This is a genomic window from Streptomyces sp. NPDC001381 (assembly GCF_042895685.1).
Lineage (GTDB): Bacteria > Actinomycetota > Actinomycetes > Streptomycetales > Streptomycetaceae > Streptomyces.
Genome location: NZ_JBIAWO010000004.1, coordinates 861422 through 874449, shown reverse-complemented (window position 1 = coordinate 874449; position 13028 = coordinate 861422). Strand labels below are relative to the sequence as shown.

Here is a 13028-nt window from a genome sequence, read left to right as displayed (position 1 = left end):
CAGCCGACCCGGGGCGCTGCCACCGCGGACGGCCCGGGGCTGGGCGCCCGGCCGTGGCTCCGCGCAGGACGAGCCCCCGGAGGCGGACCGCCAGGGCCCTCGACGACGGGCCGTCGCCGGGGCTGGACGCCCGGCCGTGGCTCCGCGTAGGACGAGCCCCCGGAGGCGCACCGCCAGGGTCGTCGGCGGCGGGCCGTCGCCGGGGCTGGGCGCCCGGCCGTGGCTCCGCGCAGGACGAGCCCCCGGAGGCGGACCGCCAGGGTCGGCGGCGGCGGGCCGCTGCCTGGGCTGTGCGCCCGGCCTCGCCCCCACGCCCGACGAAAGCCCCCGTGACCACATCCGCCGGAAGCCTTGGGCAACCGCCGCGGCCACGGCCAGACCCCCGGCAATGGCTGCGCCCAGGACGAACGCCCGGGAGGCGGACCGCCAGGCCCTCGACGACGGGCCGTCGTCAGGGTTGGCCGCCCGACGTGGCTCTGCCCCAGGACGAGCGCCCGGAGCGGGCCGTCAGGGCCCTCGGCGACGGGGCGCTGGCGGGGCTGGGGGGGTCGCCCCGCGTTTCCGCGCGTGGCGAAGGCCCCCGGGGCGGACATCCGCCGGGGGCCTTCGGTGACTGGCTGGGGTGGGGTCAGACGGCCTCGACGACCGGCGGGGTCACACCCGCGGCGTCCTTCGGTTCCTCGCCCGCCTTCTGGGGGCCCGCGCCCTTCAGCGGGACCTCCTTGACGAACACCGCCGCGATCAGCGCGGTGACCGCGACCACCGCGCCCAGCAGGAACGCCGAGTGGGTACCGGCCGACACCGCGTGCTGGTAGGCCTCGCGGGCGGCCACGGGCAGCTTCGCCAGGCTGGCGGCGTCCAGCTGCGCGGACTGCTCGGTGATCTTCGAGCCCAGCGCACCGGCCCGCTCGGCCATGACGTCCTGGACGCGGTGGTTGAACAGCGCGCCCATGATCGCGACACCGAAGGAGGAGCCGAGCGTGCGGAACAGGGTGGTGGAGGAGGACGCGACGCCCATGTCCTTCATCTCCACGCTGTTCTGCGCGACCAGCATGGTGATCTGCATCAGACAGCCCATGCCGAGACCGACCACGGCCATGAAGACGCCGGAGGTGAGGCGCGAGGTGCCGGTGTCCATCGTGGAGAGCAGGTACAGGCCGATGACCATCAGGACGCTGCCGACGATCGGGAAGACCTTGTACTTGCCGGAGTTGGTGGTGACGCGGCCCGCGACCATCGAGGTCACCAGCATCGCGCCGAGCATCGGCAGGAGCAGCAGCCCCGAGTTGGTCGCGGAGGCGCCCTGCACCGACTGCTGGTAGAGCGGCAGGAAGAGGGTCGCGCCGAACATCACGAAGCCGGTGATGAAGCCGATGAGGGACATCAGGGTGAAGTTGCGGCTGCGGAAGATGTGCAGCGGCACGATCGGCTCGGCGGCCCGGGTCTGCCAGAACACGAAGCCGATGAGCGCGGCGACGCCGATCCCGATCAGCTCCATGATCCGCGCGGACGTCCAGGCGTACTCCGTGCCGCCCCAGGTGGTGACGAGGACGATGGCCGTGATGCCCACGGTCAGCAGCACGACACCGAGGTAGTCGATGCCCGCCTTGGCCCGCTTCTTCGGCAGGTGCAGCACGGCGCTGATCAGGGCGAGCGACACCGCGCCGAGCGGCAGGTTGATGTAGAAGGACCAGCGCCAGCCCCAGTTGTCGGTGATGGTGCCGCCGACGAGCGGGCCGCCGATCATCGCGAGCGCCATGACGCCGGCCATCATGCCCTGGTACTTGCCGCGCTCCCGGGGCGGGATCAGGTCGCCGATGATCGCCATGACGCCGACCATCAGACCGCCGGCGCCGAGGCCCTGCACGGCGCGGAAGCCGATGAGCTCGCCCATGTTCTGGGCCATGCCGCTGAGCGCGGAGCCGATCAGGAAGATCACGATCGAGGTCATGAAGGCGCCCTTGCGCCCGTACATGTCCCCGAGCTTGCCCCAGATCGGCGTGGCGGCCGCGGTCGCGAGGGTGTAGGCGGTCACGACCCAGGACAGGTGCTCCAGGCCTCCGAGGTCGCCGACGATGGTCGGCATCGCGGTGCCCACGATCATGTTGTCGAGCATCGCGAGCATCATCGTGATCATCAGGGCGAGCAGGACGACCCGCACGCTCTTCGGTTGTTTCTCGGGTTTCGTCTCGGCCGTCTTCGTGTCCGCCATCGTTCCCACTCCCCTGGGTACCACTGCGGGCCGCCCACTTACTTGCCGCCCGGCTAGTTCACTACACTGGGGAAAGTAGCCCCGTCACTAGCCGGTCGTCAAGTAAGTTTATGGTGTCGAACTAGCCGGGCGGCAAGTAACTTTCCAGGAGAGCTCGAGGAGTACGAGGATGGACGTCACCATGGACGGCACCAAGCAGCAGCGCCGCGGCAACACCCGCCAGCGCATCCAGGACGTCGCGCTCGAACTCTTCGCCGAGCAGGGCTACGAGAAGACCTCCCTCCGCGAGATCGCGGAGCGTCTGGAGGTCACCAAGGCGGCCCTGTACTACCACTTCAAGACGAAGGAAGACATCGTCGTCAGCATCTTCGCGGATCTGACGAAGCCGATCGAAGAGCTGATCGAGTGGGGCAGGCAGCAGCCGCACACCCTGGACACCAAGCGGGAGATCGTACGGCGCTACAGCGAGGCCCTCGCCGGCGCGACCCCGCTCTTCCGCTTCATGCAGGAGAACCAGGCGACGGTCCGGGAGCTGCAGATCGGCGACTCCTTCAAGGACCGCATGCGCGCACTGCGGGACATCATCATCGACCCGGACGCCCCCCTCACCGACCAGGTCCGCTGCGTGAGCGCCATCTTCACGCTGCACGCCGGCATGTTCTTCCTCCAGGACCTCGACGGCGACCCCGAGGACAAGCGTGCAGCCGTCCTCGAGGTCGCCGTCGATCTCGTCACCCAGGCGCATCAGGGCGCCTGATCACCCGTCGCCGTCAGACGGTCAGACCCTTGGCGCGCAGGAAGGCCACCGGGTCGATCGCGGAGCCGTAGTTCGCGGTCGTGCGGATCTCGAAGTGCAGGTGCGGGCCGCTGGAGTTGCCGGTGTTGCCGGACAGGGCGACGCGCTGCCCGGTCTTGACTATCTGGCCGACCTTCACGTCGACACGGGAGAGGTGGGCGTACTGGGAGTACGTGCCGTTGCCGTGCTTGATGACGATGGCGTTGCCGTAGGCCGGGCCGTCACCGGCGCCGTTGCCGCCGGCCTTCACCACCGTGCCGCCGTGCGCGGCCACGACCTTGGTGCCGCTCGGCACGGCGAAGTCCTGGCCGCTGTGGGTGGACTGCCACATGGCGCCGGCCTGGTGGAAGCTGGCGGACTTGGCGTAGTGCGCCACCGGCTTGACCCAGCCGGTGGCCGAGGCGGCCTTGGCGGCGGCGGGCGCGGCGGCGGGTGCGGCGGCGGACGCCACTCCGGTCCCCAGCACGACCGAGGCGCCCACGGCGGCGGCCCCGACGGCCAGGCGGGTGCGGAGCAGGGACGTACGGGAAGAACGGAACGTGACGCGCTTGAACATCGAAGACCTCGTGGTTCGGGGACAGAGAGACCACCCGGGGCAGGAACGCCTGCCGGGTGGGCCATCCCTTGGTAACCCCGAGGGCGATAGACCCCCAAACGTGTGACGTACGACGGAAGCTAGTACTTCACCCCGAAACAGACCGCTTCTTGACAGAGCGCCCTTCATGCCCCATTTGACGGCGTTCCACGCCGGAGGCCCCCTGCCGCCCGGCAGTCACGCGACCTTTGTCCCATTTGCCTGATTTTGCGGTGCCACTATCCGCCCTAGTACCGGACGGATGACCTGTGCAGCATGTCACCGGCCGCCCGCTTCAAGGGACTTCGGGATGTGACGGGGGCTACTCGCCTCCCCTGCGGGCCACTTGTGACCCCGGTCACGACATGTGCAGGGGTCTGTGAGCGGAGTCTCACCACCCTCTACCGTCCAGTAACCCGCAGGTTTCCCCCGGTAACCCGCTGGTTCCCCGCAGGCCATCCCCACAGTTCAGCATGCCCACGACACAGGCAGGCCAGGACGCGAGAGGACCCCACATGACCAGAGGCACCTGGAAGCGCCGCACAGCCCTGACGGTGGCGGCGACGGCCGCCGTCACCGCGATGGCCGTTCCGGCCGGCGCCCAGGCCGCTACGGCCACCAGCACCTCCGCCGTCGCCTCCGCGACCGCGGCGGAGGATGTCGACTACGACACCTGGCAGGCGGACTGCCAGGCCGTGATGGACGCGGCCCTGCCGTACCTGAAGCAGCGCATCGCCGCCGCGAAGCCGGGCGAGAAGCAGGCGATCGTGCTCGACATCGACAACACCACCCTGGAGACCGACTTCGGCTTCAGCTACCCGCAGCCGGCCAACGAGCCGGTCCTGGAGGTCGCCGAGTACGCCCAGGAGCACGGCGTCTCGCTGTTCTTCGTCACGGCGCGCCCGGGCATCATCTACGGGTTCACCGACTACAACCTCAAGCACGTCGGATACCGCGTCTCCGGGCTCTACGTCCGCGGTCTGCTCGACCTCTTCAAGGACGTCGCCGCCTACAAGACCGCCCAGCGCGTCGACATCGAGAACAAGGGCTACACGATCATCGCGAACATCGGCAACAGCGCCACCGACCTGTCGGGCGGGCACGCCGAGAAGACGTACAAGCTGCCGGACTACGACGGCCAGCTGTCGTAGTCCTGCGGCGCGCCCGCGAGCCGGGCATGCGAAGAGGGCCGGTGCTGGGAAGCACCGGCCCTCTTCATGTCGGCTCCACGGCCGGGAGGCTTACGCCTCCTTGCTCAGGTTCGGTCCGGCGCCGCCGGCCGCCTGCTCGATCGGCGGGACGTCGGGCAGCGCCGACTTCTCCTCGCCGCGGAAGGTGAAGGTCTTGGTCTCACCCTCGCCCTCGGTGTCCACGACCACGATGTGACCGGGACGCAGCTCGCCGAAGAGGATCTTCTCCGACAGCGAGTCCTCGATCTCGCGCTGGATCGTGCGACGCAGCGGACGCGCGCCCAGCACCGGGTCGTAGCCCTTCTGGGACAGCAGCTCCTTGGCGGACTGGGAGAGCTCGATGCCCATGTCCCGGTCCTTCAGGCGCTCGTCCACCTTGCCGATCATCAGGTCGACGATCCGCAGGATGTCCTCCTGCGTCAGCTGCGGGAAGACGACCACGTCGTCGACGCGGTTGAGGAACTCGGGACGGAAGTGCTGCTTGAGCTCGTCCGACACCTTGTTCTTCATGCGCTCGTAGTTGGACTTCGTGTCACCCGAGGCCGCGAAGCCCAGGTTGAAGCCCTTGGAGATGTCCCGGGTGCCGAGGTTGGTCGTCATGATGATGACCGTGTTCTTGAAGTCCACGACCCGGCCCTGGGAGTCGGTCAGACGACCGTCCTCCAGGATCTGCAGCAGCGAGTTGAAGATGTCCGGGTGGGCCTTCTCGACCTCGTCGAACAGGACGACGGAGAACGGCTTGCGGCGGACCTTCTCGGTCAGCTGGCCGCCCTCTTCGTAGCCCACGTATCCGGGCGGGGAACCGAAGAGACGCGAGACCGTGTGCTTCTCGCTGAACTCCGACATGTCGAGGGAGATCAGCGCGTCCTCGTCACCGAAGAGGAACTCGGCGAGCGCCTTGGACAGCTCGGTCTTACCGACACCGGACGGGCCGGCGAAGATGAACGAGCCACCCGGACGCTTCGGGTCCTTCAGACCGGCACGCGTACGGCGGATCGCCTTCGACAGCGCCTTGACGGCGTCGTTCTGGCCGATGACCCGCTTGTGCAGCTCCTCCTCCATGCGGAGCAGGCGGCTGGACTCCTCCTCGGTCAGCTTGAAGACCGGGATGCCGGTGGCCGTGGCGAGGACCTCGGCGATCAGCTCGCCGTCGACCTCGGCGACGACGTCCATGTCGCCGGCCTTCCACTCCTTCTCCCGCTTGGCCTTGGCGGCCAGGAGCTGCTTCTCCTTGTCGCGCAGGGAGGCGGCCTTCTCGAAGTCCTGCGAGTCGATCGCGGACTCCTTGTCGCGGCGGACGCCGGCGATCTTCTCGTCGAACTCGCGCAGGTCCGGCGGAGCGGTCATCCGGCGGATGCGCATCCGGGAACCGGCCTCGTCGATCAGGTCGATCGCCTTGTCCGGCAGGAAGCGGTCCGAGATGTAGCGGTCGGCCAGGGTGGCTGCCTGGACCAGCGCCTCGTCGGTGATGGAGACACGGTGGTGCGCCTCGTACCGGTCGCGCAGACCCTTGAGGATCTCGATCGTGTGCGGCAGGGACGGCTCCGCGACCTGGATGGGCTGGAAGCGGCGCTCCAGGGCCGCGTCCTTCTCCAGGTGCTTGCGGTACTCGTCCAGCGTGGTCGCACCGATGGTCTGCAGCTCACCACGGGCCAGCATCGGCTTCAGGATCGAGGCGGCGTCGATGGCGCCCTCGGCGGCACCCGCACCGACCAGCGTGTGGAGCTCGTCGATGAACAGGATGATGTCACCGCGGGTGCGGATCTCCTTGAGCACCTTCTTCAGGCGCTCCTCGAAGTCACCGCGGTAGCGGGAGCCGGCGACCAGCGCGCCGAGGTCCAGGGTGTAGAGGTGCTTGTCCTTGAGGGTCTCGGGCACCTCGCCCTTGACGATGGCCTGGGCGAGGCCCTCGACGACGGCGGTCTTGCCGACGCCGGGCTCACCGATCAGGACCGGGTTGTTCTTGGTGCGGCGGGACAGCACCTGCATGACCCGCTCGATCTCCTTCTCGCGCCCGATGACCGGGTCGAGCTTGGACTCACGAGCGGCCTGGGTGAGGTTCCGGCCGAACTGGTCGAGGACCAGGGACGTCGAGGGGGTGCCCTCGGCAGGCCCGCCGGCGGTGGCGGTCTCCTTGCCCTGGTAACCGGAGAGCAGCTGGATGACCTGCTGCCGCACCCGGTTGAGATCTGCGCCCAGCTTGACCAGGACCTGGGCGGCGACGCCCTCGCCCTCACGGATCAGGCCGAGCAGGATGTGCTCCGTGCCGATGTAGTTGTGGCCCAGCTGAAGGGCCTCGCGGAGCGACAGCTCCAGGACCTTCTTGGCACGGGGGGTGAAGGGGATGTGGCCCGAGGGAGCCTGCTGGCCCTGGCCGATGATCTCCTCCACCTGCTGGCGGACCGCCTCGAGCGAAATCCCGAGGCTCTCAAGGGCCTTGGCGGCGACACCCTCACCCTCGTGGATCAGGCCCAGGAGGATGTGCTCGGTGCCGATGTAGTTGTGGTTGAGCATCCGGGCTTCTTCCTGAGCCAGGACGACAACCCGCCGCGCGCGGTCGGTGAACCTCTCGAACATCGTTAATCGCTCCTCAGAGCGGTCAGGCAGTGGGGGGAACTTCCCCTCCCTGTCCTTCCGCAGCTTAGTCCCGCAAGCGGGGACCGCTCATTCCAACTGCCGACACCGTCGATGGCCTCCTGACCCCGAACGCCGACATCTGCTCCAACCCGATGGTGCGAGACGATGTTCCCGCAGGCCAGGTGGTTACCCTCACCATCAGTACGCCGATGGCGAACGTGAGACGCCCTTTCCTGCGTGTCGCCCCCTCCCACTAGGGATGTCTTACCCGCCGGCACGGACAGTCCATGCCGTGCACGCCTTTTCCCTCCGCTACGGGCGAACAACCTTGCGCCTCCCTGGCTCCCCGCGCGCCCCCCTTTTCGCCACTGTGCGCGGCCGGACGACCACCCAGCGTAACTCGCACCCCGGGGGAACGGTTCTACTCGGCATGGCTGGCTCAGTGCCTCTCCCCCGGCGGCCGCTCGACGCCGCCGACCCGGACGACCGGGTCCGCGGCTGGTACGAGAACGAACTGGGGTGGCCGACGGTGCCCGGGAGACCGGTACGGCTTCTGGTCGGCGAGCGCTTCGACGTCCTGGACGTGCCCGCGGAGGCGGGACACGCGGCGCTCGGGCGCCTGGCGCCGGGCTCCCCCGTGGCCGCGGGGGGCGGGCGCATGCGGCTGCTGGTGGCCGCGGGCAGCGCGGAGGAGCTGCCGGGAATCCTTCAGTGGCTGGAGTGGGGCGCGCTGCCCCTGGATCTCACGGCGATCGGACCGGGCGGCCTCATGGAGGCGCCCCTGCCCCCGCGTCCGCGGACGCCCCCGGGTCCGCGGGCGGCCCTCCGCCCGGGCCCGCGGGCCCCCCTGCCGCCGGGGTCAGAGGTCACGCCGGTCCAGGAAGACGACCACTCCGGGCCGTTGCAGGGGGCCGCCGTGTGGGTGCGGCCCCCCGTCGCGGGGTGCGAGGGTGAGGCCTCGCTGCCGGCGATGCCGGCGCTGGGGGGCACGGGAGACGCCCCCGACCTGGTGCGGCTGGTGGACACGCTGGCGACGCACTGTCACCGTGTCCGGCTGCGGCGCTCCCGCGCTCAGCCGTTGGCCTTCTCGTAAGCCTCGCGAATGCTCGCCGGAACACGGCCACGGTCGTTGACCTCGAAACCGTTCTCCTTCGCCCATGCGCGGATCTGAGCGGTGTCCTGGCTGCTGCCGGCAGCGGCACGCGCCTTTCCACGCCCGCCCGAAGCACGGCCTCCGGTACGACGGCCACCCTTCACATAGGGCTCGAGAAGCCCGCGCAGCTTGTCCGCATTGGCAGTCGTGAGATCGATCTCGTACGTCTTGCCGTCCAGCGCGAACGTCACGGTCTCGTCCGCCTCGCCGCCGTCGAGGTCGTCGACAAGAAGGACCTGAACCTTCTGTGCCACCGGATTTCCTTTCATCGATAACGTGAGGGACGGGGGTCCGCGGCGTCCGCCGTTTAGCCGCGCCCTGTTATATGCAGTACTGCAGTACGTCGGAAAGCAAACCGCTTTTGCTGGGAAAACACAAACCCCTGGCGGAGACCGACGACCCGTCCCTCGCCCGGAAACGTGCGCGTTTCGGACATAGGGCACCGGGCAAGGCCGGTCCGCGGGAATGGACGCCCACGATCACAGATGCAGAAGCATCCGGCTGTTGCCCAAGGTGTTCGGTTTCACTCGTTCGAGTCCGAGGAACTCCGCTACGCCCTCGTCATAGGAACGCATCAGCTCGGCGTAGACATCGGTGTCAACCGGCGTCTCACCGATCTCCACGAAGCCGTGCTTGCCGAAGAAGTCCACTTCGAAGGTCAGGCAGAAAACCCGGCGAACGCCGAGCCAGCGCGCGGTGTGCAGCAACTTCTCCAACAACCTGTGGCCCACGCCGGCGCCCTTCAGGCCGGGCTTCACCGCGAGAGTGCGCACTTCGGCCAGGTCTTCCCACATGACGTGGAGCGCGCCGCAGCCGACGACCTCGGCGTTGTCGTCGCGTTCGGCGACCCAGAACTCCTGGATGTCCTCGTAAAGGGTCACCGTCGCTTTGTCGAGCAGGATGCCGCCCCTGACGTAGGCGTCAAGCAGTCGGCGTACGGCGGGGACATCGCTGGTCCGGGCCCGGCGGACGGTGATGGCTTTAGCGGTGACTTCGGGGTTCTCGGCGGAGGGGCTCTCTGCGGACATGTGCGGACGCTATCGCCCGCGGCCTCCCGCCGCCGCGCCGGGGTTCTCCCCGCCACTGCCCGCAGTTGCGGCTTCGGATGTTTCCGGACCCTGGACGATGCGTACGGCGTCGCTCAGCGCCTGTCGCTGTTCGTCGCTCATCATCCCGAAGAAGGCGACGAGTGCGGCCGCGGGGTTGTCGCTCTGCGACCAGGCCTCGTTCATGAGGGCGGCGGCGTAGGCGGCGCGGGTGGAGACCGCCTCATATCGATAGGCGCGGCCTTCGGCCTCGCGGCGTACCCAGCCCTTCTGATGGAGATTGTCCAAAACGGTCATCACCGTGGTGTAGGCGATGGACCGTTCCTGCTGAAGGTCTTCCAGGACTTCTCGAACGGTCACCGGGCGGTTCCACTTCCACACCCGCGTCATGACCGCGTCTTCGAGTTCTCCCAATGGGCGAGGCACTCTCAGCACAATAGTGGGAGATCTCGCCAATGGCGTGCCGGACGGGCACTTTCGATGTCAAACAGACACAAAAGGGGCGTACGACTCCTGGGGGAGGCCGTACGCCCGGGGGTGCCGCGGGGCGGGGGTGCCGCGGGGCGCTGGGTCAGGCGTCGGTGCCGGCGGAGGACCCGCGGGCGCCCTCCGCGCGCGCGAGGGCGGCGTCGACGGCCGCGTCCTCCTTGGCCTTGTTGGCGCCCCCCTGGGTCTTCACTATCACCCTGATCAGACCGATGAAGAACGCGGCCATGACGACGGGGGGCACCAGCGCGGAGACATAGTCCATGGATCCAGGGTAGCCAGGGAGGAACGGGACGAAGGGGCGGGGTCGGCCGGGGCCGCCGCGCGGGAGCGGACGCCTCAGCCGGCCGCCAGCGTGCGCGGCCGGCGCTCCTCCGGCTCCGCCGGCTCCGGAGCGGGCTTGCGGCGCGGGAAGACCTCGCCCGGGGTGGGGATGGGGCGGCGCTCGGGCTCGGGGGCGGAGGGCTTCACGGGGGCGGGCCCGGGGGCCGGCGCGGCGGGCTTCTCGGCGGGTTTCTTGCGCGGTTCCTCGCGCGGGTCCTCGGCGACGGCCGCGAGGGGGTCTCCGGCCTCGCCGGAACGGCCCCCGGGAAGCGCCAGGAGGCGCGTACGGGACGCCGGGACGGCCGGGGTGGCCGCCGGGGCCTCGCGGGGCGCACGGCGGGCGAGACGGGCCCGTACGTCCGCTTCGGCGAGCGCCTGGCAGCGGTCCAGGAGGGCGGCGGCCGCCGGGTTGCCCCGCAGGGCGCGCAGGGCGGCGAGGTCGTCGGGGCCGGGCAGGTGCCCCGCCGCCAGGACCTCCTCCAGGAGCCTGAGGTAGCCGACCGCGGCGCCGGGGAGGGCGGCGCGGTAGCGGGCGAGGTCGGCCACCAGGAAGGCCCGCAGACGGGCGGCCTCGCGCATCGCCTCGTCGAGGGACTCGGCTAGGCGATGGCAGTCCTGGACGTCCTCGGCACAGGCGGGACCGGGGTGGAGGGCGAGGGCGAGAGCGCGACGGAGCACACGCAGCTCCGCCGCGCCGAACGCCATGCCGCCGCGGGATCCGTATGGCGTGGGCATGCGGCGACGATACGCGCTAATCGGACAAATTCGACATAGGGGGCAGGTGTGGCGCGTCCGAAATCCGCCCCCCGGCTCCTTCCGCGGTCACCTGCGGATCAGAGGACCACAGGATCAGCGGACCGACGGATCACATGCGCGAGACGTTGCGCTCGTAGACCAGGCGCAGGCCGATCAGGGTCAGCCAGGGCTCGTGCTCGTCGATCACCGAGGACTCGCCGAGGACCATGGGGGCCAGGCCGCCCGTCGCGATCACCGTGACGTCGTCGGGGTCCTCCGCCAGCTCGCGGGCCATGCGGGTGACCACGCCGTCGACCTGGCCGGCGAAGCCGTAGACGATGCCGGACTGCATGGCCTCGACCGTGTTCTTGCCGATCACGCTGCGCGGGCGGGCCACCTCGATCTTGCGGAGCTGGGCCGCCTTGACACCCAGGGCCTCCACCGAGATCTCGATGCCGGGCGCGATCACGCCGCCGACGTACTCGCCCCGCGCGCTCACCGCGTCGAACGTCGTCGCCGTGCCGAAGTCCACGACGATCGCCGGGCCGCCGTAGAGCTCGTTCGCGGCGACCGCGTTGATGATGCGGTCGGCGCCGACCTCCTTGGGGTTGTCGAAGAGGATCGGCACACCGGTCTTCACGCCCGGTTCGACGAGGACGGCGGGCACGTCGCCGTAGTAGCGGCGGGTCACCTCGCGCAGTTCGTGCAGCACCGAGGGGACCGTCGCGCAGATCGCGATGCCGTCGATGCCGTCGCCCAGCTCCACGCCGAGCAGCGGGTGCATGCCCATCAGGCCCTGCAGCAGCACCGCGAGCTCGTCGGCCGTACGGCGGGAGTCGGTCGAGATCCGCCAGTGCTCGACGATGTCCTCACCGTCGAACAGGCCGAGCACGGTGTGCGTGTTCCCCACGTCGATCGTCAGCAGCATGGCCGGCACCCGCTCCCTACTCCGCGTCCCGCAGATCCAGACCGATGTCCAGGATCGGCGAGGAGTGGGTCAGGGCTCCGACGGCCAGGAAGTCGACGCCGGTGTCGGCGTACGCCTTGGCGTTCTCGAGCGTGAGCCGGCCCGAGGCCTCCAGCAGGGCCCGGCCGCCGACGATGCCCACCGCCTCCGCGCACTCGCCCGGCGTGAAGTTGTCGAGCAGGATCAGGTCGGCGCCCGCGTCCACGACCTCGCGCAGCTGGTGCAGGGTGTCGACCTCGACCTCGATCGGCACGTCCGGGAATGCCTCGCGCACGGCGTTGAAGGCCTGGGCCACACCGCCCGCCGCGACCACGTGGTTGTCCTTGACCAGCGCCGCGTCCGACAGGGACATGCGGTGGTTGACGCCGCCTCCGCACCGGACCGCGAACTTCTCCAGGGAGCGCAGGCCCGGGGTGGTCTTGCGGGTGTCCCGCACGCGTGCCTTCGTGCCGTCGAGGACGTCGGCCCACGCGCGCGTGGCGGTCGCGATCCCGGAGAGGCGGCACAGCAGGTTGAGCGCGCTGCGCTCGGCGGTCAGCAGGTCACGCGTGCGCGTGGTCACCGACAGCAGCTTCTGCCCGGCCTCCACCCGGTCCCCGTCCTCCACGTGCCGCTCGACCTCGAACTCGTCGGTGCAGACGACCGAGACGACCGCCTCGGCGATCCTGAGGCCCGCGACGACGCCCGCCTCGCGCGCGGTGAAGTCGGCGGTGGCCACCGCCTCCTCGGGGATGGTCGCGACCGTCGTCACGTCCACGCCGTTGTCCAGGTCCTCCTGGATGGCGACGTTGGCGATGTCCTCGACCTCGACGGGGTCGAGCCCGGCGTCGGCCAGGAGCTGGGCGAGCGCGGGGTCGAGACCGCACTCCAGGTAGTCCTCGCCCGTGAGGTCGCCGTCGGCGCCACAGGCACAGCCGTCGCCGCAGCCGCCACTGGAGGCGAGGGGAAGGTCGGGGGTGCTCACGTCT

At 69.8% G+C, this 13028-nt stretch carries 13 protein-coding genes; 3 read left to right on the top strand and 10 right to left on the bottom strand.

The window, feature by feature from the left end:
* Positions 1-628 precede the first annotated feature (628 nt).
* Complete coding sequence (locus ACFY2L_RS22590; protein WP_390659454.1) at positions 629-2212, bottom strand: MDR family MFS transporter; 1584 nt, start codon at positions 2210-2212, stop codon at positions 629-631.
* A 169-nt stretch (positions 2213-2381) separates the two neighbouring features.
* Between ACFY2L_RS22590 and ACFY2L_RS22585 the strand changes: the two genes are divergently transcribed.
* Entirely contained in the window at positions 2382-2969 is a 588-nt protein-coding gene (locus ACFY2L_RS22585) for a TetR/AcrR family transcriptional regulator (protein ID WP_390659453.1), read from the top strand.
* Positions 2970-2982: 13 nt separating this feature from the next.
* On the opposite strand, the gene ACFY2L_RS22580 is transcribed toward ACFY2L_RS22585, so the two are convergent.
* Positions 2983-3564, bottom strand: a complete 582-nt coding sequence (locus tag ACFY2L_RS22580; RefSeq protein ID WP_390823174.1) for a M23 family metallopeptidase — start codon at positions 3562-3564, stop codon at positions 2983-2985.
* Positions 3565-4097: 533 nt separating this feature from the next.
* Here ACFY2L_RS22580 and ACFY2L_RS22575 point away from each other — a divergent pair.
* Positions 4098-4733, top strand: a complete 636-nt coding sequence (locus tag ACFY2L_RS22575; RefSeq protein ID WP_390659451.1) for an HAD family acid phosphatase — start codon at positions 4098-4100, stop codon at positions 4731-4733.
* A gap of 90 nt (positions 4734-4823) precedes the next feature.
* Here ACFY2L_RS22575 and ACFY2L_RS22570 read toward each other — a convergent pair whose 3' ends face one another.
* Entirely contained in the window at positions 4824-7349 is a 2526-nt protein-coding gene (locus ACFY2L_RS22570) for an ATP-dependent Clp protease ATP-binding subunit (RefSeq protein WP_390659450.1), read from the bottom strand.
* Positions 7350-7779: 430 nt separating this feature from the next.
* Here ACFY2L_RS22570 and ACFY2L_RS22565 point away from each other — a divergent pair, with 430 nt between their 5' ends.
* On the top strand, positions 7780-8442 hold the full coding sequence (locus ACFY2L_RS22565) for an SCO3374 family protein (RefSeq protein ID WP_390823173.1): 663 nt from the start codon (positions 7780-7782) through the stop codon (positions 8440-8442).
* On the opposite strand, the gene ACFY2L_RS22560 is transcribed toward ACFY2L_RS22565, so the two are convergent.
* From ACFY2L_RS22560 to nadC, 7 genes are all read right to left on the bottom strand, one after another.
* The gene (locus ACFY2L_RS22560) at positions 8421-8756 is read right to left on the bottom strand and encodes an Lsr2 family protein (protein WP_390659448.1); all 336 of its coding nucleotides are present in this window, start codon (positions 8754-8756) and stop codon (positions 8421-8423) included. The genes ACFY2L_RS22565 and ACFY2L_RS22560 overlap by 22 nt on opposite strands.
* A 225-nt stretch (positions 8757-8981) precedes the next feature.
* The gene (locus ACFY2L_RS22555; protein ID WP_390659447.1) at positions 8982-9530 is read right to left on the bottom strand and encodes an amino-acid N-acetyltransferase; all 549 of its coding nucleotides are present in this window, start codon (positions 9528-9530) and stop codon (positions 8982-8984) included.
* A 9-nt stretch (positions 9531-9539) separates the two neighbouring features.
* Entirely contained in the window at positions 9540-9938 is a 399-nt protein-coding gene (locus tag ACFY2L_RS22550) for a BlaI/MecI/CopY family transcriptional regulator (RefSeq protein WP_390659509.1), read from the bottom strand.
* A gap of 181 nt (positions 9939-10119) precedes the next feature.
* Complete coding sequence (locus ACFY2L_RS22545) at positions 10120-10299, bottom strand: hypothetical protein (protein ID WP_390823172.1); 180 nt, start codon at positions 10297-10299, stop codon at positions 10120-10122.
* A gap of 74 nt (positions 10300-10373) precedes the next feature.
* Positions 10374-11063 carry a hypothetical protein gene (locus ACFY2L_RS22540; protein WP_390823209.1) on the bottom strand — a complete coding sequence of 230 codons (690 nt, stop codon included), beginning with the start codon at positions 11061-11063 and terminating at the stop codon, positions 10374-10376.
* A gap of 160 nt (positions 11064-11223) precedes the next feature.
* Positions 11224-12021 carry a type III pantothenate kinase gene (locus tag ACFY2L_RS22535; RefSeq protein WP_390659445.1) on the bottom strand — a complete coding sequence of 266 codons (798 nt, stop codon included), beginning with the start codon at positions 12019-12021 and terminating at the stop codon, positions 11224-11226.
* A 16-nt stretch (positions 12022-12037) separates the two neighbouring features.
* The gene (gene nadC, locus ACFY2L_RS22530; protein WP_390659444.1) at positions 12038-13024 is read right to left on the bottom strand and encodes a carboxylating nicotinate-nucleotide diphosphorylase; all 987 of its coding nucleotides are present in this window, start codon (positions 13022-13024) and stop codon (positions 12038-12040) included.
* Positions 13025-13028: the final 4 nt, after the last annotated feature.

Coding starts and splice junctions, on each gene's coding strand:
- ACFY2L_RS22590 (WP_390659454.1), bottom strand. CDS start 2,212: ATGGCGGACACGAAGACGGCCGAGACGAAACCCGAGAAACAACCGAAG.
- ACFY2L_RS22585 (WP_390659453.1), top strand. CDS start 2,382: ATGGACGTCACCATGGACGGCACCAAGCAGCAGCGCCGCGGCAACACC.
- ACFY2L_RS22580 (WP_390823174.1), bottom strand. CDS start 3,564: ATGTTCAAGCGCGTCACGTTCCGTTCTTCCCGTACGTCCCTGCTCCGC.
- ACFY2L_RS22575 (WP_390659451.1), top strand. CDS start 4,098: ATGACCAGAGGCACCTGGAAGCGCCGCACAGCCCTGACGGTGGCGGCG.
- ACFY2L_RS22570 (WP_390659450.1), bottom strand. CDS start 7,349: ATGTTCGAGAGGTTCACCGACCGCGCGCGGCGGGTTGTCGTCCTGGCT.
- ACFY2L_RS22565 (WP_390823173.1), top strand. CDS start 7,780: ATGGCTGGCTCAGTGCCTCTCCCCCGGCGGCCGCTCGACGCCGCCGAC.
- ACFY2L_RS22555 (WP_390659447.1), bottom strand. CDS start 9,530: ATGTCCGCAGAGAGCCCCTCCGCCGAGAACCCCGAAGTCACCGCTAAA.
- ACFY2L_RS22550 (WP_390659509.1), bottom strand. CDS start 9,938: ATGACGCGGGTGTGGAAGTGGAACCGCCCGGTGACCGTTCGAGAAGTC.
- ACFY2L_RS22545 (WP_390823172.1), bottom strand. CDS start 10,299: ATGGACTATGTCTCCGCGCTGGTGCCCCCCGTCGTCATGGCCGCGTTC.
- ACFY2L_RS22540 (WP_390823209.1), bottom strand. CDS start 11,063: ATGGCGTTCGGCGCGGCGGAGCTGCGTGTGCTCCGTCGCGCTCTCGCC.
- ACFY2L_RS22535 (WP_390659445.1), bottom strand. CDS start 12,021: ATGCTGCTGACGATCGACGTGGGGAACACGCACACCGTGCTCGGCCTG.